This window comes from Ancalomicrobiaceae bacterium S20 (assembly GCA_040269895.1).
In the GTDB taxonomy this organism is placed as follows: domain Bacteria; phylum Pseudomonadota; class Alphaproteobacteria; order Rhizobiales; family Ancalomicrobiaceae; genus Methyloraptor; species Methyloraptor flagellatus.
Map to the genome: position 1 here is coordinate 4,150,329 of CP158568.1, position 22,229 is coordinate 4,172,557.

Genomic DNA, 22,229 nt, shown 5'->3' on the forward strand with positions numbered 1-22,229 from the left:
GTCATCGATCGTTTCAGCCTGCGGTCATCCGGCCGCGACGCCGGTCGGCAGCGGGCAGGAGACGCCCGTGCCGCCCAGGCCGCAATAGCCGTTCGGGTTCTTGGCGAGGTACTGCTGGTGCAGGCCCTCGGCGAAATAGAACGGCGGTTCCGCCGCGATCTCGGTGGTGATGTCGCCGAGGCCGCGCGCCTTCAGCGCCGCCTGATAGGCATCGCGGGACGCGGCCGCAATCTCGGCCTGTTCCGGGGTCGTGGTGTAGATCGCCGACCGGTACTGGGTGCCGACGTCGTTGCCTTGGCGATAGCCCTGGGTCGGGTCGTGGCTCTCCCAGAAGGTCTTCAGGATTTCGGCGTAGGAGATCTTCGCCGGGTCGAACACGACCAGCACGGCCTCGGTGTGGCCGGTCATGCCCGTGCAGACCTCCTGATAGGTGGCGTTCGGCGTGACGCCGCCGGCGTAGCCGACCGCGGTGACCCAGACCGCATCGCCGATCTGCCAGAACTTGCGCTCCGCGCCCCAGAAGCAGCCGAGACCGAGAATGGCGCGCTCGAAGCCGTCCGGATACGGACCCTTCAGCGCATGGCTGTTGACGAAGTGATGCGAGGCGGTCGGAAGCGGCTCGGACCGGCCGGGCAGGGCGTCCGCGGGGCCGGGCAGGTTCAGCTTCTTCTTGAAGACGTCGATCAGATACATGGTTTCGGTCCTCCGCGTCGCAGCATAGCACGCAGCATCGAAACGCCGGGCCCGAATGGCCCGGATCCCCGCGCGGCGCGAAGTGGCCGCGACGGTAGTCCGCCGGCTGCGACGGTTTTGTGAAATCGTGTCATGAAGCGCCGGACTTGGCACCGGCGCTTGTTGGTCTCGGACGAGGTCTGTTCTGTTACACGGCCGGCCAGGCCGCGCTGCCCGGCGGCTCACGCCTCGTAGGCAACGTCCTCGCGCCGGCGGCGACGCAGGCTGCCGAGCCAGACGAACACAGCCCCGATCGCCACCAAGAGCGCCCAGCTCGGCAGGGCCAGCGCGGCCTGCGCGAGCGGATCCCAGGCGAAGGCGCCGAGATGCTTCTGGACCCAGCTCTGGGCCGCGGCGAGCGTGCCGGGGGAGAGGTCGAACCAGAGCTTCGCCGCTGGCGTCAGCACGAGCCGACCGGCCGCGATGCTCTTCATGCCGTCGACGACCACCGCGACGATGGCGCCCGCCATGAACCACAGACCGATCGCGCGTACGAGGAAGCTCAGCATCGAAAACCCGGGGCCGCGGCGCCGCGATCGGCCCGCAGGCGCAAGAGATAAGCACTCGGCCGCCGCTTCGCAACGGCGGACGGTTTTCGGCACTGATCGGAGGGCCGAATCGTCGCGTATCCGGCCTTCCCGAAGGTGTGTTTCGGAAAGCCGATTCTTGAACCGGTTCGAGGCGCGACTTAACGCCTCGGTCGTGTTAATGCGACCGGGATCGTACCCGGCGGCAGATCTGAAATGTCGGGGAGGGGAGCCGAGCGATGAGCAACGAGACCGAGGACAAGGGCGCCGGAACGACGGCCGCAGAGACCAAGGCGCCGATCCGCGACGAACTGGCCGAGGCCGCGCTGTTCTACCATCGCCAGCCGCGCGCCGGAAAACTCGAGATCCAGGCGACCAAGCCGCTCGGCAACCAGCGCGACCTCGCGCTCGCCTATTCGCCCGGCGTCGCGGCGCCCTGCCTCGAGATCCACCGCGACCCCTCGACCGTCGCCGACTTCACCGCGCGCGCCAACCTCGTCGCGGTCGTCTCGAACGGCACCGCCGTGCTCGGCCTCGGCAATATCGGACCGCTCGCCTCCAAGCCGGTCATGGAAGGCAAGGCGGTCCTGTTCAAGAAATTCGCCGGCATCGACGTGTTCGACATCGAGATCGACGCGACCGAGCCCGACCGCGTGGTCGACGTCGTCGCGGCGCTGGAGCCGACCTTCGGCGGCATCAATCTGGAAGACATCAAGGCGCCGGAGTGCTTCGAGATCGAAGCGCGGCTGCGCGACCGGATGAAGATCCCGGTGTTCCACGACGACCAGCACGGCACCGCGATCATCGTCGGGGCAGCGGTGGTCAACGCGCTCGAGCTCTCCGGCAAGACGCTCTCCGAGGTCAAGATCGTCGCCTCCGGCGCCGGCGCGGCCGCGCTCGCCTGCCTCAACATCCTCTGTTCGCTCGGCGCCCGGCGCGAGAACATCTGGGTCACCGACATCGAAGGCGTCGTCTATCAGGGCCGCACCGCGCTGATGGACCAGTGGAAGGCGGTCTACGCGCAACCGACGGACGCGCGGACGCTCGCCGAGGTGATCCACGACGCCGACGTGTTCCTCGGCCTGTCGGCCGCTGGCGTCTTGAAGCCGGAACTCGTCGCCAAGATGGGGCCGAAGCCGCTGATCCTGGCGCTCGCCAACCCGACGCCGGAGATCATGCCGGAGGTCGCCCGCGCGATCCGCCCCGATGCGATGATCTGCACCGGCCGGTCGGATTTTCCGAACCAGGTCAACAACGTCCTCTGCTTCCCCTACATCTTCCGCGGCGCGCTCGACGTCGGTGCGACGACGATCAACGAGGACATGAAGGCCGCGGCGGTCCGTGCCATCGCCGATCTCGCCCGCGAAGAGCCCTCGGATGTCGCGGCGCGCGCCTATGGCGGCGTCACCCACACGTTCGGGCCGAACTACCTGATCCCGTCGCCGTTCGATCAGCGCCTGATCCTGCGCATCGCACCGGCGGTCGCCAAGGCGGCGATGGCGACCGGCGTCGCGACCCGGCCGATCGCCGACTTCGATGCCTATCTCGACCGGCTCAACCGCTTCGTGTTCCGTTCGGGCCTGGTCATGAAGCCGATGACCGCGGCGGCGAAGGCGGCCGCGGTCAAGGCGCGCGTGATCTATGCCGACGGCGAGGACGAGCGCGTGCTGCGTGCCGCGCAGGTGCTGATCGAGGACGGCATCGCCGAACCGATCCTGATCGGCCGGCCCTCGGTGATCGAGACGCGCTGCGAGCGCTACGGCCTGCGCATCCGGCCGAACCGCGACCTCGTCGTGGTCGATCCGAACTCGGATCCGCGCTTCAAGGACTATTCCGACCTCTATTTCTCGAAGGTCGGCCGCGCTGGCGTGAACCCCGAGGCGGCGAAAACGATCGTGCGCACCAGCGCCTCGGTAATCGCCGCGCTGGCGGTCGAGCGCGGCGATGCCGATGCGATGATCTGCGGCCTCGACGGCCGGTTCGAGCGCCACCGCAAGACGATTGCCGACGTGATCGGCTCGAACAGCTCCGACGGCGACTTCTCGACGCTGAGCCTGCTCATCAACGCCCGCGGCGCCTACTTCCTGACCGACACCTACGTGACCGACGACCCGTCGGCCGAGGAGATCGCCGAGGCGACGATCCTGGCGGCCAACCATATCCGCCGCTTCGGCCTGGAACCGAAGGCGGCGCTGGTGTCGGCGTCGAATTTCGGCTCCCGTGACATCCCCTCGGCGCGCAAGATGCGGCGGGCGCTGGAGATCATCAACACCTTCGCGCCGGACCTGGACGTCGACGGCGAGATGCACGGCGATGCGGCGCTGTCGCCGGAGATCCGGGCCCGGGTGATGCCGAATTCGACGCTGAAGGGCGAGGCGAACCTCCTGGTGTTCCCCTCGCTCGATTCCGCCAACATCGCGCTCAACCTCCTGAAGGCGATGACCGACGCGTTGCATGTCGGGCCGATCCTGCTCGGCCCGAAGAAGCCGGCGCATGTGCTGACCCCCTCGGTCACCTCGCGCGGCGTGGTCAACCTGTCGACGCTGGCGGCGGTCGAGGCGGTCGGGCCGAAGTGAGGGCGGGGCGGGAGGCCCAACGTCTAATCGCGGGACGGGTCGACCGCTGCGCATGAGGCGAGCGTGAAGCGCGTCCAAACCGTATCCTCCGTCTTTGCCGAGCTCGACCCGGCAATCCAAAGCGACAAGCCGCGCCACGGGTGCTTTGCAATCCGCTGAAGCGCCGGTTTTCTGGATGCCCGGGTCGAGCCCGGGCATGACAAAGCGCCGGCTGGCAGAGATGGCGAAGCGCCTCAGGCTCCCCCTTGCCGGCCTCAAAAAATAAACGTACGATCGTTTGAATAACGAACGTATGGAAACGCCATGGCGATCATCGAGGACGGGATCGACCGCCGGTCGGAGACTTTTCGCGCCAATTTCGATGCGCTCGACGCCCAGACCCGCGCGTTGCGCTCGGTCGTCGATCGCATCGCGCTCGGCGGCGGGGAGGCGGCGCGTGCGAAACATGTCGCGCGCGGTAAGCTGCTGCCACGCGACCGGATCCGGATGCTGCTCGATACCGGCTCGCCGTTCCTCGAGCTGTCGCAACTGGCGGCCCACGGGCTCTACGGCGACGAGGTGCCGGCGGCCGGCATCATAACCGGCATCGGCCGGGTTTCGGGCCGCGAATGCATGATCGTCGCCAACGATGCGACGGTGAAGGGCGGCACGTATTTCCCGGTCACGGTGAAGAAGCACCTGCGCGCCCAGCGGATCGCGGAAGAAAACCATCTGCCTTGCGTCTATCTGGTCGATTCCGGCGGTGCCAACCTGCCGAACCAGGACGAGGTGTTTCCCGATCGTGAGCATTTCGGCCGGATCTTCTTCAACCAGGCCAATATGTCCGCCGCCGGCATCCCCCAGATCGCCGTGGTGATGGGCTCGTGCACGGCCGGCGGCGCCTATGTGCCGGCCATGGCCGACCAGTCGATCATGGTGCGCGAACAGGCGACGATCTTCCTCGGCGGTCCGCCGCTGGTGAAGGCCGCGACCGGCGAGATCGTCTCGGCCGAGGATCTCGGCGGCGCCGACGTGCATACGCGCATCTCCGGCGTCGCCGACCATATGGCCGAGGACGACGCCCATGCGCTCGGGCTGGCACGGTCGATCGTCAGGGGCCTCAACAGCCGCAAGCACGCCGGATGGGACATCGCGCGCCCGCGCGATCCGGTGCTCGATCCGGCCGATCTCTATGGCGTGGTGTCCGCCGACCCGAAGAAGCCGTTCGATGTGCGCCAGATCATCGGCCGGATCGTCGATGCTTCCGAGTTCGACGAGTTCAAGCCGCTCTATGGCACGACGCTCGTCACCGGCTTTGCGCGGATCTGGGGCTATCCGGTCGGCATCGTCGCCAACAACGGCATCCTGTTCTCGGAATCGGCGCTGAAGGGCGCGCATTTCGTCGAGTTGTGCAGCCAGCGCGGCATTCCGCTGGTGTTCCTGCAGAACATCACCGGCTTCATGGTCGGCCGCAAATACGAGGCCGGCGGCATCGCCAAGGACGGCGCCAAGCTCGTGACCGCGGTCGCCTGCGCCGCCGTGCCGAAGTTCACGGTCGTCATCGGCAATTCCTTCGGCGCCGGCAATTACGGCATGTGCGGCCGTGCCTACGATCCGCGCTTCCTGTGGATGTGGCCGAACGCGCGCATCTCGGTGATGGGCGGCGAGCAGGCGGCGAACGTGCTGGCGCAGGTCCGCCGCGACGGCATCGAGGCCAAGGGCGGCAGCTGGGATCCGCAAGAGGAGGAGCGTTTCAAGGCGCCGATCCGGGCGCAGTACGAGGAGCAGGGCCATGCCTACTATTCCTCCGCGCGGCTCTGGGACGACGGCATCATCGATCCGGTCGACACACGCATGGTTCTCGGCCTGGGTCTCTCGGCCACGCTCAACGCGCCGCCGCGCGAAACGCGCTTCGGCGTGTTCCGGATGTGAGGGAGGCACCGATGACGACGTCCTCGATCCGGCCGCTCCGAACCGTCCTCGTCGCCAACCGCGGCGAGATCGCCGTCCGCGTGATGCGGACCGCGCGGACCATGGGCCTCCGTACCGTCGCGGTCCATTCCGAGGCGGACCGCGACGCGCTGCATGTGCGCACCGCCGATACCGCCGTGCTGATCGGCCCGGCAGCGGCACGTGAGAGCTATCTGAACGTCGCCGCTATTCTGGAGGCGGCTCGTGCGACGGGCGCGGATGCGATCCATCCTGGTTACGGCTTCCTGTCGGAGAATGCCGATTTCGCCGAGGCGGTCGCCGCAAGCGGGCTCATTTTCATCGGCCCGCCCGCGCAAGCGATCCGCGCCATGGGGTCGAAATCGGCCGCCAAGGCGCTGATGGAAAAGGCGGGCGTGCCGCTGGTGCCCGGCTATCACGGCGCCGATCAGGATCCGGGCCTGCTGGCGCGCGAGGCGGATCGGATCGGCTATCCGGTGCTGATCAAGGCCTCGGCCGGCGGCGGCGGCAAGGGCATGAAGGTGGTCGAACGCGCGAGCGACTTCGCCGAAGCGCTGGCTTCGGCACAGCGCGAGGCGAAGAACGCCTTCGGCGACGACCGCGTGCTCATCGAGAAGTACCTGACCCGCCCGCGCCATATCGAGATCCAGGTCTTCGCCGACGGCCACGGCAACGCCGTATCGCTGTTCGAGCGCGACTGCTCGATCCAGCGCCGGCACCAGAAGGTGCTCGAGGAAGCGCCCGCGCCCGGCCTGACGGCCGAGAAGCGCGCCGCCATGGGCCGCGCGGCGGTCGAGGCGGCGAAGGCGGTCGGCTATTTCGGCGCCGGCACGGTCGAATTCATCGCCGAGGGCGACGGCTTCTACTTCATGGAAATGAACACGCGGCTGCAGGTCGAGCACCCGGTCACCGAGGCGATCACCGGGCTCGATCTGGTCGAATGGCAGATCCGGGTTGCGCGGGGCGAACCGCTGCCGGTCCGGACCGAAGATCTGGCAATCCGCGGTCACGCGATCGAGGCGCGGCTCTATGCCGAGGATCCCGACAAGGGCTTCCTGCCGCAGACGGGCCGCCTGACCCATCTCGTGCTGCCCGAAGGGCTGCCCGGCATCCGCGTCGATGCCGGCGTCGCCGCCGGGGATGCCGTCTCGCAGTACTACGATCCGATGATCGCCAAGATCATCGCCCATGGCGCGAGCCGCGACGAGGCGCTCGCGCGGCTCGCCGCCGCGCTGGAGCGGACCGAGGTGGTCGGGCTCCGGACCAACCGGGCCTTTCTCGCCCGGATCGCCCGGCATCCGGCTTTCGCGGCCGCAGCACTCGATACCGGCTTCATCGAGCGGCACCGCGCCGATCTCATGCCCGAGCCGGCACCGGTCGGGCTCGACCGGCTGGCGCTCGCGGTCGCCGCACATCTCGACCAGGCCGGACAGGCGGCCGAGACCGATCCGGCCGATCCGTGGTCGCCCTGGGCCGCGGCCGGGGCGTTCCGGCTCAACCGGCCGCGCACGGTCAATCTGGTGATCGAGGCCGACGGCGCGGAACGGCGGATCAGCGCCGAGGTCGCGGGTTCGCGGCTGAACATCCGCGAGGCCGGACAGGCCGACACCGACATTGCGATCGAAGCCAGGTTCGCGGCGGACGGGCGGTTCGACGCGGTGCTCGGCGCGGGTGTCGGGGCGCGGCGGATCTCGGGCCGGGTGGTCGTCGCCGGCGGACGCACGACGATCTTCGCCGACGGTCGGGAGACGGTGCTGCGCTTCGTCGATCCGCGCGACAGTGCCGGCCATGCCGGCCACCACGCCGGGCGGCTCGTCTCGCCGATGCCCGGTTCGGTCGTGCGGGTCGACGCCGCCGTCGGCGCCAGGGTCGTGAAGGGCCAGCCGCTGGTGGTCGTCGAGGCGATGAAGATGGAACATGTCGTTTCGGCGCCGGCCGACGGCACGATCACGGCCGTCAAGGTCGGCATCGGCGACGTGGTGCAGGAAGGCGCGGAACTGGTCGCCATGGACGAGGCGTGACCCAAGCCGCGGAACATGAAAAGCCCGGCAAGGACCGGGCGGGAGGACGGGCGCGATGGCCGCGAACAGCTTCAAGGGCTTCGATTTCGATCTCGGCGAGACCGCCGACATGCTGCGCGACACGGTCGCGAGCTTCGCCGCCGACCGGATCGCGCCGATCGCCGACAAGGTCGACCGCGAGGACTGGTTCCCGCGCCATCTCTGGCCGGAGATGGGTGCGCTCGGCCTGCACGGCATCACGGTCGAGGAGGAATGGGGCGGCGCCGGGCTCGGCTATCTCGAGCACTGCATTGCGATGGAGGAGATCTCGCGCGCATCCGGTTCGGTCGGGCTCTCCTACGGCGCGCATTCGAACCTGTGCGTGAACCAGCTCCGCCGCTGGGGCACCGAGGCGCAGAAGCAGCGATACCTGCCGAAGCTCGTTTCGGGCGAGCACCTCGGCGCGCTCGCCATGTCGGAGCCCGGCGCCGGCTCGGACGTCGTCTCGATGCGGCTCAAGGCCGAGAAGCGGGGCGACCGCTACGTCCTCAACGGCACCAAGATGTGGATCACCAACGGCCCCTCGGCCGACACGCTGATCGTCTATGCCAAGACCGATCCGGACGCGGGCCCGCGCGGCATCACCGCCTTCCTGATCGAGAAGGATTTCAAGGGTTTTTCGGTCGCCCAGAAACTCGACAAGCTCGGCATGCGTGGCTCGGAGACCGGCGAGCTCGTCTTCGAAGACTGCGAAGTGCCGGAAGAGAATGTGCTCGGCGCGGTCGGCAAGGGCGTGAACGTGCTGATGTCGGGCCTCGACTACGAGCGCACCGTGCTCGCCGCCGGGCCGCTCGGCATCATGCAGGCGGCACTCGACATCGTGCTGCCCTACGTTCACGACCGCAAACAGTTCGGTCAGTCGATCGGCACCTTCCAGCTCGTGCAGGGCAAGGTCGCCGACATGTATGTCGGCCTCAACGCCTGCCGGGCCTATGTCTATGCCGTCGCCAAGGCCTGCGATCGCGGCCAGACCACGCGCGAGGACGCCGCCGGCGCCATTCTCTACGCGGCCGAAAAGGCGACCAGGGTGGCGCTCGATGCGATCCAGCTGCTCGGCGGCAACGGTTACATCAACGACAGCGCCACCGGACGGCTCTTACGCGACGCCAAGCTCTACGAAATCGGCGCCGGCACGAGCGAGATCCGGCGCATGCTGATCGGCCGCCAGCTGTTCGAACGCACCGCCTGAGCCCGCCCGCGCCACCGGCCGGGCATCATGCACCAGCGTGTGGATGAAGCGCATCTTGTCGATCACCGGGGCCGTCAACACGAACGGATAGAGATCCGGCTGACCCATGCTGCGGTTGATGCCGTTGACCGCGACGGTCAGCGGCACCCAGGCCTCGATCACGCGCTCGACCGGGCCGGCGCGGTAGGGATCGAACGATACGTCGGCGGACAGATCCTCGGCCGCGACCCTCGGCCGGAGCCTGAGGCCGAAGGCGTGCGCCGTCTCCAGCGCATCGACGATGTGCAGGTAATGCGCCCAGGTCTCGGCGAAATCCTCCCAGGGGTGCGCCGAGGCGTAGGCGCTGACGAAGCGGTCGCGCCAGTCGGCCGGCGGGCCGTTCTCGTAATGCGCCTTCAGCGCGTCGGCGTAGGAGACGCGCTCGTCGCCGAAGATCGCGCGGAAGTCATCGAGCCGGCCACCGTCGCGCACGAGCCGGTCCCAGTAGTAATGCCCGACCTCGTGGCGCATGTGGCCGAGCAGCGTGCGGTAGGTCTCGCCCATGGCGACCCGGCGCTGCTCGCGCTCGACATCGTCGGCCTCGGCGATGTTGAGCGTGATCAGGCCGTGGTCGTGCCCGGTCATTACCGGGGTCACCTTGCCATCCGGCCCGACCTCGTCGGCACGGAAATCGAAGGCGAGGCCCTCGTCGGGATCCTCCGTGCGATCGGGCATCGGCAGGCGCCAGCGCATGAGGGAGTAGAACAAGTGCCGCTTTGCGCCCTCGATCCGCTGCCAGCGCTCACGATTGGACGGATCGTCAAGCGCCGGGATCATCCGGTTGTGCCGGCAGGCGACGCAGAATCCATCGGCGTCATCGGCCTCGACCAGCCAGTTGCAGGCGTCGTCGGCCGCATTGGCGCAGAGTGCCAGCGGCCGATGGTCCGGGTCGGCGAGCAGGCGCCAGCGCGCGGCGGACTCTCCTCCGGCCTGAGCGCCGGTCTCCGGGTCGGCCGGCTCGACCGCCGTCAGTTCGAAGCGCGTCGGCCACCACGCGAGCCGGTGGCCGCAAGAAAGACAGGTGGTGTTGTCGAAAAAGGTCGGCTGGCCGCAGGCCTGGCACTGAAAGAGGCGCATTGCTCGACGAAGCTCCGGTCGGGATCCGGCGGGGTTCCGGTCGTGGCGACAACGCGATCTCAGCCGGAAAGTTGCCCCGACGCGGTGCAACCGTAGCGGCGCGGTGACCGGGGCGGGGCGCGGCCTCAGTCTTCGCGGGCCACGACGGTCACCGCCGCGCCGGCGGGCATCCCGGAGCCGACGATTTCGCCCAAGTCGCCCTCGAAGAAGTCCGGATTGAGGTCGCGCACGGCGGCGAGGCTCTGATGCAGTCGGCCGATATGGGCGCCCATGATCGTCGCCGCCGCGGTCGAGTCGCCGACCGCGATGGCATCGACCACCGCGCGATGCTCGCCGAGCGCGCGTTGCATGCGGCCCGGTTCGGGGAGCGTCAGCCGGCGCAGCCGATCGAGCTGGGTGCGGATCTGCAGCACGATCCGCCAGATGCGCGGATGGCCGGCGATCTCCGCGATCGCGCGGTGGAGCCCATCGTCGGCAATATGAAAGGCATCGCGATCGTCGCGCTCGGCGGCGACACGCTGATCCTCGAGGAAAGCGCGCAAGATCGCGATGTCGCCGGGGCCCGCCAGACGCGCGGCGGCACGCGCCGTCGCCTCCTCGAGCGCACGCCGCGCCACGATGGCCTCCGGTAGATCGGCGATCGGAATACGCGCCACCCGTGTGCCGGATTGCGGCGTGATCACCACCAGACCCTCGTCGGCGAGCCGGAGCAGCGCCTCCCGCACCGGCGTACGACTGACGCCGTGGTCGGCGGCGATATCCTTTTCCGCAATGACGGCGCCGGGACTGCGGGCGAGCGACAGGATTTCCTCCCGGAGCGCCCGGTGAACGATCGCCGACGCCGTTCGTGCACGGTCGCCGCCGGTCGACCTGCGCACGACGATCGTCTCGGTAGCCGGCTGGGGCATCCCCGGAACCTCCCTGCCACGAACCTCCCGCGGTGTCGCGATACGTCGCCGCGACACTCGTGATCATTGGTATATCAGCCCTTTACGTCGCTCAAGTCGCCATGGTTGCGCCGCCCGGCCAAAGCACGGCGGGAGGATTGCCATTTCGTTCCGCCTCTACAACCGGTGTGCGTTATTTTTCGGGACGTCGGTTGCAGTCGTTCCCTTCTTGTTCTATGAAGGATGGAAACGGGGGGTCATGCGATGGTCGCACGCGTCACGACGGTCGCCTTTCAGGGCATCGAGGCGGTGCCGGTCGACGTTCAGGTCCAGATCACCGCCGGCAATCCGAACTTCACCATCGTCGGTCTGCCGGACAAGACCGTGGGCGAAAGCCGCGAGCGCATCCGCGCGGCGCTCTATGCCTCGGGTCTGGCGCTGCCGCAGCGGCGGATCACGGTCAATCTGGCGCCCGCCGATCTGCCCAAGGAGGGCAGTCACTACGATCTGCCGATCGCGCTCGGCGTGCTCGCCGTCATCGGGGCGCTCCCGGGCGATCAGCTCGACGGTTTCGTCGCGCTCGGAGAACTGTCGCTCGACGGCACGATCGCCCCGGTCTCGGGCGTCCTGCCCGCCGCCGTCGGCGCCTGCGCGCTCGGCAAGGGGCTGATCTGCCCGGCCGACAGCGGCTCGGAAGCGGCCTGGGCGAGCCCCGAGCTCGATATCGTCGTCGGACGCAGCCTCGTTCAGCTCGCCAACCACTTCAAGGGCACGCAGGTGGTCGCGCGCCCTGAGCCGCGCATCCGCGAAAACGGCGTAGCCCTTCCCGACCTGCGCGATGTGAAAGGGCAGGAGACGGCCAAGCGCGCGCTGGAGATCGCTGCCGCCGGCGGGCACAACCTGCTTATGTGCGGACCGCCCGGTTCGGGTAAGTCGATGTTGGCGAGCCGTCTGCCGTCGATCCTGCCGCCGCTCGGGCCGCGCGAGCTCCTGGAAGTGTCGATGATCCAGTCGATCGCCGGCGAACTCGCCGATGGCCGGCTGACCGACCGGCGTCCGTTCCGTGCGCCGCACCATTCCGCCTCGATGGCCGCGCTGGTCGGCGGTGGCCTCAGGGCGCGGCCGGGCGAGATCTCGCTCGCCCATAACGGCGTGTTGTTTCTCGACGAATTGCCCGAGTTCAATCCGCAGGTGCTCGATTCGCTGCGCCAGCCGCTCGAGACCGGCTCGGTCATGATCGCACGCGCGAACCATCGCGTGTCCTATCCGGCGCGCATCCAGCTCGTGGCGGCGATGAACCCGTGCCGATGCGGGCTCGCCGGAACGCCGGGCCACAGTTGCCGGCGCGGCGATCGTTGCGCCGCCGACTATCAGGCCCGGCTTTCCGGCCCGCTGCTCGACCGCATCGACCTGCGTGTCGAGGTCGGCGCCGTGACGGCCGCTGACCTGATCCTGCCCGCGCCGGCGGAAGGATCGGCCGAAGTCGCCGCACGCGTCGCCGTGGCCCGAAACCGCCAAGCCGAACGCTATCGCGCGCTCGGCCTCGACGGCATCCGCACCAATGCAGAGGCACCGGCGGCCGTGATCGAGACGGTCGCCGCGCCGGACAAGGCCGGCGCCCGTCTGCTCGGCGATGCGGCCGAGGCCTTGCGGTTGTCGGCGCGCGGCTATCACCGCGTACTCAAGGTCGCCCGCACGCTCGCCGATCTCGACGGCGACGACCATGTCGGCCGCGTGCATCTCGCCGAGGCGCTCGGCTACCGGTCGGTGGGAGAGGGGTTTTCGGCTGCGGCGTGAGATCTCGTACCGGACGGGACCGCTGGCGCAGCGGTGCGATACCGGCACCAAGCGCGGCGCGCCGGCCGGGAACGCCCGGCGTGCGCCTGAACCGGTCATGTCGGTGAATTTGGGGACGCAGGGCCGCCGGCCGGCGCTCGCGCATGCCGAGGTCGCAAACTCGCGCGGCCGAACGTCCCGAGGCCGAGCATCCGAGCTCGAGCATGCGAGCTCGAGCATACCGGGCCGACAAGGACCGAGGCCGAGACAGGCGTTCGGTCCCACCGGCGGCACGGGGACGGCACGGGTCGGCTCAGACCTTGTCCTTCGCGGCGGCGACCCGCAGGCGGTGGATGAGGTCGGTCAAGGAGGCTTTCGACAGGCCGTGGATCTTGACCGCCAGCAGGTTGGCGAGTTCGGTCGCTTGCGGATCGAGCCCGGCCGTGTCGATGACCACGCGCGGATCGGACATCTCGGCGAGGCGCTGCAGCTCCTCGGCCTCGTCCCAGATCACGTTGAAATAGGCGATGATGCGCTGGACCATGAACCAGGTCGGCACGCCGCGCTTGCCGTGTTCGAGCGCGGACAGGTAGGTCGGTGTAACGGCCAGAGCCTCGGCCATCGCTTTCAGCGTGACCCCGCGCTCGGCGCGCAACTGGCGCAGCTTGGCTCCGAACGGCGTCATCGGTCGGCCCCTCCGCCCGTTCCGCGCCGGCGTCGATCGCGTCGGGGCTTCTTCGTCGTGACCCCACGCCCGGCGTACGGGTCCGCACCGTTATCGCCATCGCCCGACACGCCGCGCTGCTGTGCGGCGGTCTCGTCGGCCAGACCGGCCGTCGCCGCATCCATCGGCCCGGCATGGGCCTCCAGCGCGGCCCGAAACGCGGCCCGCAAGGCCTCGGCGCCCGACCCCACCAGACGGGCGGCGTCGCCGAGCAAGGCACCGCGCCGACGACGGCGGCCGGCCGAGGGCTGTTCGGTCTGCGCGGATCCCGGCGCGGCGGGCATGACATGGGGTGCGACGACGGTGCTCTCGGCCGGGTCGTCTCTGTCGCGCAGCGGCCGAACCCCGAGGGCTTCGGCCCAATGATCGGCGGGATCCTTCGCCTCGGACGGCGGCCGCGGCCGCTTTGCGCCTCGGCCCGACGCGCCCGCCTCCTTCGACGCGGGCGGCTTGGCCACGCTCGGGCTCGGGCCGGGCACCGGAATCGTGAGCACGCGGGCGCGGCGCAGGCGGACATAGAGCGCGCCGGCGCCGCCATGGGCCAGATGGGCCTCCTCGAAACCGACCACCTGATCGCGCATGTCCGGCATGGACAACCATTGCGGCACGACGCGGCGGAGCACGCCGCGATCGTTGGGGTCGAACAGAGGGCCGGACGATCCGCTGCGCCCCTTGCCGGTGATCACCAGCACCATCTTCAGCTCGCGCCGGCAGGCGTCGGCGATGAAGCCGCGCAGCGTGATGAGGGCGTCGTGCTGGGTCAGGCCGTGCAGATCCAGCCGCGCCTCGACCGGCTCACGGCCGCGCGCGAGCCGCCGGCGCGTGCGATCGTCGAACGGCGCCAGCGGCTTCAGCGCCGGCTTCGGACGCGCCGTTACGGCGGCGGGCGACGTCCTGTGTCGCTTGCCCGGCTCGTGCCCGTGCGCCGGGCCGGCGACCAGCGGGGCGTCATGATCGGCTTCGGTCGCGAGCGGTCCCGCACTACCCGGATCGAGCAATGCTGCCGGACCGTCGGCGTTCGCCGACGTCTCGATCGGCCGGCCGGATTCGAGCGGCGCGATCGACTGGGCAACCTGGTCCCACAGCGCCCGCTCATCCGCCCGGAGATCGCGCCGGCGTCGGCCGCCACCCGAACCGCCGGCCATCATGCGGTCTCCCGCGGACGCAGGAGCACGAAGGCGGTCGGGCGGTGGCGGATACGGCCGGCAACCATGCCGGCCGCCTCGCCGCAGCCGACGAAGATATCGCCGCGCGCCGGTCCGACGATCGCCGATCCGGTATCTTGCGCGATCATCAGCCGCTCGAAGGCGACCTCCTCACCCTCGGGCCCGAGCGGGAGCCGGCCGGCCAGATAGATCGGCGTCCTGAAGGTGTGCTCGGTCCGATCGACCGCCAGGCTGCGGCCCGGCGTCAGCGGCGCGCCGGCTGCGGCGATCGCGCCGAGCGCCGGATCAAGCTCGGGCAGTTCGCGGAAGAAGATGTAGGAGCGGTTCTCGCGCATCAGCGCGCGGCCGGCATCACGGTCCGCCTTCAACCAGGCGCGCAGACGATCGGCCGTCAGCGGCTCGGTACCGGCGAGGCCGAGGTCCGCGAGCCGCCGCCCGATCGACGTATAGGGGTGGCCGGTCTTGCCGTCGAAGGCGATCCGCAGCGTACCGCCGTCTTGGAGGTCGATCCGGGCGGAGCCCTGGACATGGACGAAGAAGGCGTCGACCAGATCCTCGACGAAGGCCAGTTCGAGGTTGCGGCCGTCGAGCGCGCCGGCCTCGATCGCCGGCCGGTCGGGGTGTTCGACGAGGCGGCCGCCGGGTTCGCGGCGCGCAAACGAGAGGGCCGGGTCGAGATCCGTCGGCCGGGTCGCCGCGTCGACCTCGACCAGATCGTCGGGGCGCCGGTACACGGGCACCGTGAATCGCGCGGTCCGCTCGCGGGAACCGGCCAGGACGGGCTCGTAGTAGCCGGTCAGGAACGGTGCGGCGCGAGACTGGACGACGGGCTCGAAGTGGCGCTCGAAGAAGGCGCGCGCGGCGACGCGATCGAGCGGGCCGGCCGCACGGGCCGCGGCACCGATCGCGGCGAGCCGACCGCCATCGATGCCGAGCGCGCGGGTTTTCGGGGTCGCTCGGCCATGACGGCGGCGGAGCGGAGGAAGGCGGCATAGGCCGCCTCGTGCGCGTCGTCGGCCCAGCCCGGCAGGGTCGCAAAGTCGAGGCGCTGCCAGGCCGGTTCGTTCACGGGGGGGATCCTTCCACCGGTCCATACGACGGGCCGGGCCGGTCATCGGGTACGTCAAGCGGGACGGCTCGATCGGGCCTCGCCCGGCCGATCGGACAGGCGCTCAGTCGGGCGCGTGGGTCGCGACCAGACGCCAGTTCGGGTCGCTGGTGTTGGTTTCGCGCGCGAAGGTCCAGATGTCGATGAGCTCGTTGACGCGGTTCGGGTCGCCGTCGACGACATGGCCCTGTGCGTCCTTGGTCGCCGAGATCGACTGGCTGACGAAGCGGATCGTGATCTGCGCCGTGCCGCCGCGCAAGGCGGCCTCGACGATCTCGGCCTTCTCGATGCCGACGAAGGTCATCTCGACCTTCTCGCCACGCTTCTCACGCTCCTCGATCGCCTTGGCGAAGCCGTCGTAGACCTCTGGCGAGAGCAGCGGCTTCAGCGTCTTGGTGTCGCCGGCGGCGAAGGCGCCGACGATCATCTCGTAGGCGACGCGCGCGCCGTCGACGAAGTGGCGGCGATCGAAGCTGCGATCCGAGGCCATGATCGTCGCCAGCGCCCGATCGAGGGCCGAACCCGGCGCCGGCGCGGCATCGGGCGCGACCGGCTCGGGCTGAGCCGGCGTACGCGGCAGCGGCACGACATTGTCGTTCTGCCCGCGGACATCGCCGCCGCGCGCGTCCGACCCATCCGCCGGCGTCTCGCCCCGGCGCGTCCAGCGCTCGGGCGGGCGTTCGTTGCCCGTCTTCGCACCGAGCACGCTGCGCAGCCGGACAAAGATCACCACGGCGATGACCAGAAAGATGATGCTGTAGATATCGAATATGTGAGCCATCGGCCGTGCACCCAGTGACCAGGTCGATCCAACCCGGCGGTTGGATCGATCTGGCCACGCCTTGAAAGCGGGCGGCGCTGCGCGAAACGGCTCGGGCCACTTCGATCACACCGCCGCAACGAAGCGCGTCGATCAGGTCGAAGGTCCGCCGATCCTGACCGCGCCGCGCATTCCGTGATATAAGCCTAACCGCTCCGAGTTCCAGACGGAACGGCATCGAGCGGTTCGCGATCCGACAAACGCCGCCGTGCCTTCGAGCGGCATCGGTTCGGTCTTGCCGCAACGTGGCCTCTATGAACGGCCTCGGGTCTTTCGTTCTCGTTACCGTTCCTACCGAAGCAGGCCCGCACTGGTAAAGCGGCGGCCGCATCACGAAATGGGTCTCGAACGCACCCCGACAGCCGCGGCGCCGGGCCTCGACCCGAACAATGGAGTGAACCGATCTCATGCCTCTGCTCGCCCTTCTGTTCCTGGCGTGGCCGTTCCTGGAGATCGCCGGCTTCATCGTGGTGGGGCGGGCGATCGGCGTGCTGCCGACGCTGGCGCTTCTGATCGCGTCCATCGCACTCGGCGTGCTCATCCTGCGCGGTCTCGGGTTCGCGACTGTCGGTCGGCTCCGGGCGGAATTCGACCGTGGGCGAAATCCGGGCGAGACGCTCGGCCACTCGGCGCTCATCGCGCTCGCCGCGCTGCTCCTGATCGTGCCCGGCTTCCTGTCGGACATCGCGGCGTTGCTGCTCCTCGTACCGCCGGTGCGGACGATGCTGATCCGGGCGATCGGCCGGCGCGCCGACTTCGTCGTGGTCCGCACCGAGGCCTCGTCACGCGTCGTCGATCTCGACGAGGGCGAGTGGAGCCGCAAACAGCCCGAGACCGCGGCCGGCGCTCCGCGTGCGGATTCGCCCTGGCGGCAACTCGGGCCGGGGACCGGACCCGATCGCGAAGCCGGGCCGCGCTGAGCGGGCCCGCCGGCCGGCGGCGCTCCGCTTCGGCGCGCCTGGGGTGGCGGTCTTTGCTTGTGCGCGCGCGGCCACTCGTGCTAGCGAGCAGCCGTCCGACGGCGACGGGTCATCCGTACCGTCCCAGAGTTTCCGGGGATTTTCATGTCGAACGAAAACGGCGGTAACGCCACAGCGAACACGCAGGGCGGCGGCGCTCCGTCGGTCAACGTGCTGGCGCAGTACGTCAAGGATCTGAGCTTCGAGAACCCGGGCGCGCCGGCGTCGCTCGCGCCGCGCGAGCAGGGCCCGGAGCTGACGATCAACGTCAACGTCGGCGCCAAGCCGCTGTCGGAGACCGAGATCGAAGTCGACCTCAAGCTCGAGGCGCGGGCGCTGAGCGGTTCGGAGGTGCTGTTCGCCGCCGAGGTGATCTATTCGGGCCTGTTCCGGATCATGAACGTGCCGGAAGAGCACATTCATCCCTTCGTGCTGATCGAGTGCCCGCGCATCCTGTTCCCGTTCGCGCGGCAGATCGTCGCCGACGTGACCCGCAATGGCGGCTTCCCGCCGCTGATGATCGACCCGATCGACTTCGTCGCGCTCTATCAGCAGAACATGGCGCGCGAGCAGGTCGGCGCGCCGAACTGAGCGCGTTTCACCGCGAGTGTTTCACGTGAATCACTGGAGGCGCGGGTCGCGAGGCCCGCGCCTCTTGCATTTGTGCGGGTCGGAAAGGTCAGGCCTCGGTCGAGTACTTCCGCCAGATCGCGTTGTCGCCGAGCTTGGCGATGAAGGCGTCATGGGCCGCGCGTTCCTCCGCCGTGATGCGTGGCGCGAGCGGGGTGGGCCGGGTCCGGACGAGGCGGGCAAGGCCCGAACCGGACGATCCGCCGACGGAGACGGCGGTCTCGGTGACCAGGCTGAGCGCGGCCTGCTTGCCGCCGATCAGCTCGATATAGACTTCCGCCAGCAGCTCGGCGTCGAGCAGAGCGCCGTGGCGCGTCCGCCGCGAATTATCGATACCGTAGCGCGAGCAGAGCGCATCGAGCGAATTGGGCCCGGCCGGATGCTTGCGTTTGGCGAGCGCAAGTGTGTCGAGCACGTTGTCCCAATGCACGGGATCGACACCGATCCGGGCGAACTCGGCATTGATGAAGCCGATATCGAAGGCAGCGTTGTGGATGACCAGCCGCGCCCCAGCGATGAAATCGGCAAAGCCGGGACCGACTTCGGCGAACTTCGGCTTGTCGGCCAGGAACTCCTCCGACAGGCCGTGCACGTCGAAGGCCTCGCGCGGCATGGACCGCTCGGGGTTGATGTAGACGTGATAGCTCTGGCCGGTCGGGATGTGGTTGATCAGCTCGACGCCGCCGATCTCGACAATGCGGTCTCCGCCGCGCGGGTTGAGGCCGGTGGTCTCGGTGTCGAGCACGATCTCGCGCATGGGTCGGGTCCGCCGTTGAGGATCCGCCGAAGGAATCACCACGGGCCGCTCACCGCAAGGCCGGCGGCTTGCCTTTCCCCATCATCCCGGCCGCGGCGCGGATCACATCGGCGACCTGCCGTCGAGCCGGTTCCAGGCCGCGCCCGGTGTCGATGACGAAATGGGCGCGGGCGCGCTTTTCGGCGTCGGGCATCTGGCGGGCGAGGATCTGCTCGAACCGTTCGACGGTCATGCCGGGACGGGCGAGCACGCGGGCGCGCTGGACGTCCGACGGTGCCGTCACCACGACGAGCGCATCGACGCGGTCTGCTGCGCCGGTCTCGAACAGCAACGGCACATCGAGCACGACCACCGACCGGCCGGCCGCAGCCGCCTCGTCCAGAAACCGCCGCTCGGCCGCGCGGACCAGCGGATGCACAATCGCCTCCAGCCGACGCATCGCGACATCGTCGCCGAGCACGCGCGCCGACAGTGCCGGGCGATCGACCACGCCGTCGCGGGTCGTGCCCGGAAACGCCGCCTCGACGAGCGGAACCGCCTCGCCGGCATAGAGCGCATGGACACTCGCATCGGCGTCGTGGACCGGGACGCCGGCCTCGCGGAACAGCGTGGCCGTGGTCGACTTGCCCATGCCGATCGATCCGGTGAGGCCGAGCACGATCATCGGTGACCCTCGATGTCGGCCAGCACCAGATCGCGCAGCGCCGGCGTAACCTCGGGACAGCCGCCGAACCAGCGCCGGAAGCCCGGCACCGCCTGATGCAGCAACATGCCGAGGCCGTCGACAGTCGGATTGCCGCGCGCCCGAGCCCGGGCGAGCAGCGGCGTCTCCAGCGGCACGTAGACGATGTCGGTGACAAGCGCGGTCGCGGGGAGCGCGGCGAGATCGAGATCGAGATCCCCCTTGCCCGACATGCCGAGCGAGGTGGTGTTGACCAGCACGCGCGTCTGGCCGAGCAGTGCCTCGGCTTCGCTCCAGTCGTGGGCGACCGCACCGAGGCGGGTCGCCAACTCCTCGGCACGGGCGCGGGTGCGGTTGACGATCCGCACCTTCAGGCCGCGTGAGGCGAGCGCCCATACGACCGCGCGGGCCGCGCCGCCGGCGCCGAGCACCAGCGCTTGACCCCCGCTGTTGTCCCAACCATGTGCACGGTCGTCGAGATTGGCGAGAAAACCGAGCGCGTCCGTGTTGGTGCCGCAGAGCTTTCCAGCCTCGATCCACAGGGTATTCACCGCCCCGGTGGCACGGGCGACGGGCTCGAATTCGTCACAGGCGGCGAAGGCGGCTTCCTTGTGGGGAACGGTGACGTTGGCACCCGCGAGGCCGGACCGCGCCAGTCCGGCGAAGAAGCGAGCAGCGTCTTCAGGCCGGACCGCGATCCGGCCGTAGCCGCCGGCGCGGCCGAGCTTGCGGAGCCAATAGCCCTGGATCAGCGGCGAGCGGGCATGGGCGACCGGCCAGCCGACGACGGCCGCGATCGGGCCATCGGCAGCGCCGCGCTGGAGGTCGTCGACACGATAGAGATCCTGATCGAAGGCAGTCATGCGAGGGCACGTCCCATGCGGCGAAGTTCGTCGAGCAGCGGCAACAGCGGCAGCCCGAGAATGGTGAAATAGTCGCCCTCGATGCGCTCGAACAGCTGAATGCCGAGGCCTTCGAGCTGATAGCCGCCGACGCTCGACAATACCCGGTCGCCGACCGCCTGGAGATAGGCGTCGAGAAACGCGTCCGAAAAGGCGCGGACCGTCAGGCGCGCGGTCGAGACATGGCGCCAGACAACGCTGTCGCCACGCGCCAGCACGAGCGCCGAATGAAGTGCGTGGGTCCGGCCGCGCAGGGACAGAATCTGCTCCCGCGCCTCGTCGATGGTTTCGGCCTTCACATAGCGACGACCATCGAGCCCGAGGGTCTGGTCGCAGCCGAGCACCAGATCGTGGGGCCGGCGCGATGCGACGTCGAGCGCCTTGGCCTCCGCCAACACCATGGCGATCGTTTCCGGATCGGCGCCGGCGGCGAGGTGCTCGGCCTCGACCGCGCGTTCGTCGACCTGCGACGGTTCGGCATCGAAGGCGAGGCCGGCACCGGTCATCAGGCCGACGCGGGCCTTGCTACGCGAGGCGAGGACGAGACGTCCGGCCGCGGGGTCGAAGGACGAGTTCATGAAGCGCTTTCGGAAGAGGGGGCGGGCGGAAAATGGCGACGACGATCGGTTCCGGGATCAGGCGCGCCGCGCGCGCATCAGCGAAATGATCGCAGCCGCGGTTTCCTCGATCGAGCGCCGCGTCACGTCGATCGTCGGCCATTCGTGTTCGGAGCAGATGCGGCGCATGTCGGCGATTTCCTGCGCGATCGCCTGCCGATCCGCGTAGGCCGTGTCGAAGGTCTTGGTGCCGAGCGCCAGAATGCGGTTCTCGCGGATCTGCGCGATCCGCTCGGGGCTCGCGACCAGACCGACGATCACCGGCCTGGTCACCTCGAACAGGGCGGGCGGCAGCGGCACGTTGGGGACCACGGGGATGTTGGCGACCTTCACGCCGCGGTTGGCGAGATAGATCGAGGTCGGCGTCTTCGATGTGCGGGATACGCCGAGGATGATCACCTCGGCGTCGTCGAGATCGCGCGGCAGCTGGCCGTCGTCATGCGCCATGGTGAAGTTCAGCGCGTCGATCCGACGGAAATATTCGGCGTCGAGCGCATGCTGGGCGCCGACGCGGTGCGTCTGGGCGACGTTCAGATAGGAGCGGAACACATCGAAGATCGGCGCCAGCACCGAGACGCAGGGCAGGCCCTGGTCGCGGCAGAACCGGTCGAGCCGCGCCGCAAGGTCCTGCGACACCAGCGTATAGAGCACGATCCCCGGCGACTGCTCGATCTCGATCAGCGCCCGGTCCAGATGCCGGTCGGTGCGCACCAGCGGATGCACGTGCTCGATCGCCTCGATCGACTCGTACTGGGCCGCGGCGGCGCGGGCGACCGTGATCAAGGTCTCGCCGGTGGAATCGGAAATCAGGTGGAGGTGGAAGTAGTTGGGTGCGGTGTTCACAGCTTCGTCCCCAGAGCGGCGTGCGGCTGGGGAGAAGTCCCCGGCACCCGGTGCGGCGGGCGACAGTGTTGCCGCTCGCCCGCAAACGATCAACAGCCACGACCGACGGGGATCGTCGAAGCGGCCGATCCGGGGATCCGGGGAGTTCGTAAACGATTCGTTAACGATCGACTCCTCGTCCACAGGGCGACACGCGCCGTGACGGTCGTTAAGGCCTTGGTAACGAAGC

21 protein-coding genes are annotated in these 22,229 nt (G+C 69.2%); 7 read left to right on the forward strand and 14 right to left on the reverse strand.

Going from position 1 to position 22,229, the window contains the following annotated elements; all coding sequences use genetic code 11:
- Nucleotides 1-24: 24 nt before the first annotated feature.
- Both msrA and ABS361_18700 read right to left on the reverse strand, forming a co-directional pair.
- A complete protein-coding gene (gene msrA / locus ABS361_18695; protein XBY46944.1) occupies nt 25-684 on the reverse strand; it encodes a peptide-methionine (S)-S-oxide reductase MsrA in 660 nt (219 codons plus the stop codon).
- Nucleotides 685-914: 230 nt separating this feature from the next.
- On the reverse strand, nt 915-1,241 hold the full coding sequence (locus ABS361_18700) for a hypothetical protein (GenBank protein XBY44056.1): 327 nt from the start codon (nt 1,239-1,241) through the stop codon (nt 915-917).
- Between the two features lie 257 nt (nt 1,242-1,498).
- Between ABS361_18700 and ABS361_18705 the strand changes: the two genes are divergently transcribed.
- The 4 genes from ABS361_18705 (at nt 1,499) to ABS361_18720 (ending at nt 9,013) form a co-directional block, all read left to right on the forward strand.
- Entirely contained in the window at nt 1,499-3,835 is a 2,337-nt protein-coding gene (locus tag ABS361_18705) for an NADP-dependent malic enzyme (GenBank protein XBY44057.1), read from the forward strand.
- 303 nt (nt 3,836-4,138) lie between these two features.
- A complete protein-coding gene (locus ABS361_18710; protein XBY44058.1) occupies nt 4,139-5,746 on the forward strand; it encodes a carboxyl transferase domain-containing protein in 1,608 nt (535 codons plus the stop codon).
- An 11-nt stretch (nt 5,747-5,757) separates the two neighbouring features.
- The gene (locus ABS361_18715) at nt 5,758-7,785 is read left to right on the forward strand and encodes an acetyl/propionyl/methylcrotonyl-CoA carboxylase subunit alpha (protein XBY44059.1); all 2,028 of its coding nucleotides are present in this window, start codon (nt 5,758-5,760) and stop codon (nt 7,783-7,785) included.
- A 55-nt stretch (nt 7,786-7,840) separates the two neighbouring features.
- Nucleotides 7,841-9,013, forward strand: coding sequence for an isovaleryl-CoA dehydrogenase (locus ABS361_18720; GenBank protein XBY44060.1), 1,173 nt, complete (start codon nt 7,841-7,843; stop codon nt 9,011-9,013).
- Here the strand turns inward: ABS361_18720 and ABS361_18725 are convergent.
- Nucleotides 8,921-10,129 (reverse strand): putative zinc-binding peptidase, encoded by a 1,209-nt coding sequence (locus ABS361_18725; GenBank protein ID XBY44061.1) that lies wholly within the window; start codon nt 10,127-10,129, stop codon nt 8,921-8,923. The genes ABS361_18720 and ABS361_18725 overlap by 93 nt on opposite strands.
- Before the next feature lie 125 nt (nt 10,130-10,254).
- The gene (locus ABS361_18730; GenBank protein XBY44062.1) at nt 10,255-11,037 is read right to left on the reverse strand and encodes a GntR family transcriptional regulator; all 783 of its coding nucleotides are present in this window, start codon (nt 11,035-11,037) and stop codon (nt 10,255-10,257) included.
- 243 nt (nt 11,038-11,280) lie between these two features.
- On the opposite strand from ABS361_18730, the gene ABS361_18735 reads away from it, so the two are divergent.
- Complete coding sequence (locus ABS361_18735; protein XBY44063.1) at nt 11,281-12,813, forward strand: YifB family Mg chelatase-like AAA ATPase; 1,533 nt, start codon at nt 11,281-11,283, stop codon at nt 12,811-12,813.
- 292 nt (nt 12,814-13,105) lie between these two features.
- Here ABS361_18735 and ABS361_18740 read toward each other — a convergent pair whose 3' ends face one another.
- From ABS361_18740 to ABS361_18760, 5 genes are all read right to left on the reverse strand, one after another.
- Complete coding sequence (locus ABS361_18740) at nt 13,106-13,477, reverse strand: helix-turn-helix transcriptional regulator (GenBank protein XBY44064.1); 372 nt, start codon at nt 13,475-13,477, stop codon at nt 13,106-13,108.
- Nucleotides 13,474-14,661, reverse strand: coding sequence for a Smr/MutS family protein (locus ABS361_18745; GenBank protein XBY44065.1), 1,188 nt, complete (start codon nt 14,659-14,661; stop codon nt 13,474-13,476). Before ABS361_18745 ends, ABS361_18740 begins: the two co-directional genes overlap by 4 nt.
- Nucleotides 14,661-15,587, reverse strand: coding sequence for an MltA domain-containing protein (locus ABS361_18750; GenBank protein XBY46945.1), 927 nt, complete (start codon nt 15,585-15,587; stop codon nt 14,661-14,663). The genes ABS361_18745 and ABS361_18750 overlap by 1 nt, the downstream gene beginning before the upstream one ends.
- Nucleotides 15,479-15,751: a hypothetical protein gene (locus ABS361_18755; protein XBY47003.1), complete on the reverse strand. Its 273-nt coding sequence runs from the start codon at nt 15,749-15,751 to the stop codon at nt 15,479-15,481. Before ABS361_18755 ends, ABS361_18750 begins: the two co-directional genes overlap by 109 nt.
- Nucleotides 15,752-15,854: 103 nt before the next feature.
- Entirely contained in the window at nt 15,855-16,571 is a 717-nt protein-coding gene (locus tag ABS361_18760; GenBank protein ID XBY44066.1) for a Tim44/TimA family putative adaptor protein, read from the reverse strand.
- Nucleotides 16,572-17,017: 446 nt separating this feature from the next.
- On the opposite strand from ABS361_18760, the gene ABS361_18765 reads away from it, so the two are divergent.
- Both ABS361_18765 and secB read left to right on the forward strand, forming a co-directional pair.
- Entirely contained in the window at nt 17,018-17,530 is a 513-nt protein-coding gene (locus ABS361_18765; protein ID XBY44067.1) for an FxsA family protein, read from the forward strand.
- A 144-nt stretch (nt 17,531-17,674) separates the two neighbouring features.
- Nucleotides 17,675-18,160: a protein-export chaperone SecB gene (secB, locus tag ABS361_18770; protein XBY44068.1), complete on the forward strand. Its 486-nt coding sequence runs from the start codon at nt 17,675-17,677 to the stop codon at nt 18,158-18,160.
- An 88-nt stretch (nt 18,161-18,248) separates the two neighbouring features.
- Here the strand turns inward: secB and dnaQ are convergent, their stop codons facing one another.
- Genes dnaQ through ABS361_18795 form a run of 5 tightly spaced genes read right to left on the reverse strand, consistent with a single transcriptional unit; the run spans nt 18,249 to nt 22,000 of the window.
- Nucleotides 18,249-18,956 carry a DNA polymerase III subunit epsilon gene (gene dnaQ / locus ABS361_18775; protein ID XBY44069.1) on the reverse strand — a complete coding sequence of 236 codons (708 nt, stop codon included), beginning with the start codon at nt 18,954-18,956 and terminating at the stop codon, nt 18,249-18,251.
- Nucleotides 18,957-19,005: 49 nt separating this feature from the next.
- Complete coding sequence (gene coaE / locus ABS361_18780) at nt 19,006-19,620, reverse strand: dephospho-CoA kinase (GenBank protein ID XBY44070.1); 615 nt, start codon at nt 19,618-19,620, stop codon at nt 19,006-19,008.
- Entirely contained in the window at nt 19,617-20,501 is an 885-nt protein-coding gene (locus ABS361_18785; protein XBY44071.1) for a shikimate dehydrogenase, read from the reverse strand. The genes coaE and ABS361_18785 overlap by 4 nt, the downstream gene beginning before the upstream one ends.
- Nucleotides 20,498-21,118 carry a Maf family protein gene (locus ABS361_18790; GenBank protein ID XBY44072.1) on the reverse strand — a complete coding sequence of 207 codons (621 nt, stop codon included), beginning with the start codon at nt 21,116-21,118 and terminating at the stop codon, nt 20,498-20,500. Before ABS361_18790 ends, ABS361_18785 begins: the two co-directional genes overlap by 4 nt.
- Before the next feature lie 57 nt (nt 21,119-21,175).
- A complete protein-coding gene (locus tag ABS361_18795; protein XBY44073.1) occupies nt 21,176-22,000 on the reverse strand; it encodes a pyruvate, water dikinase regulatory protein in 825 nt (274 codons plus the stop codon).
- Nucleotides 22,001-22,229: the final 229 nt, after the last annotated feature.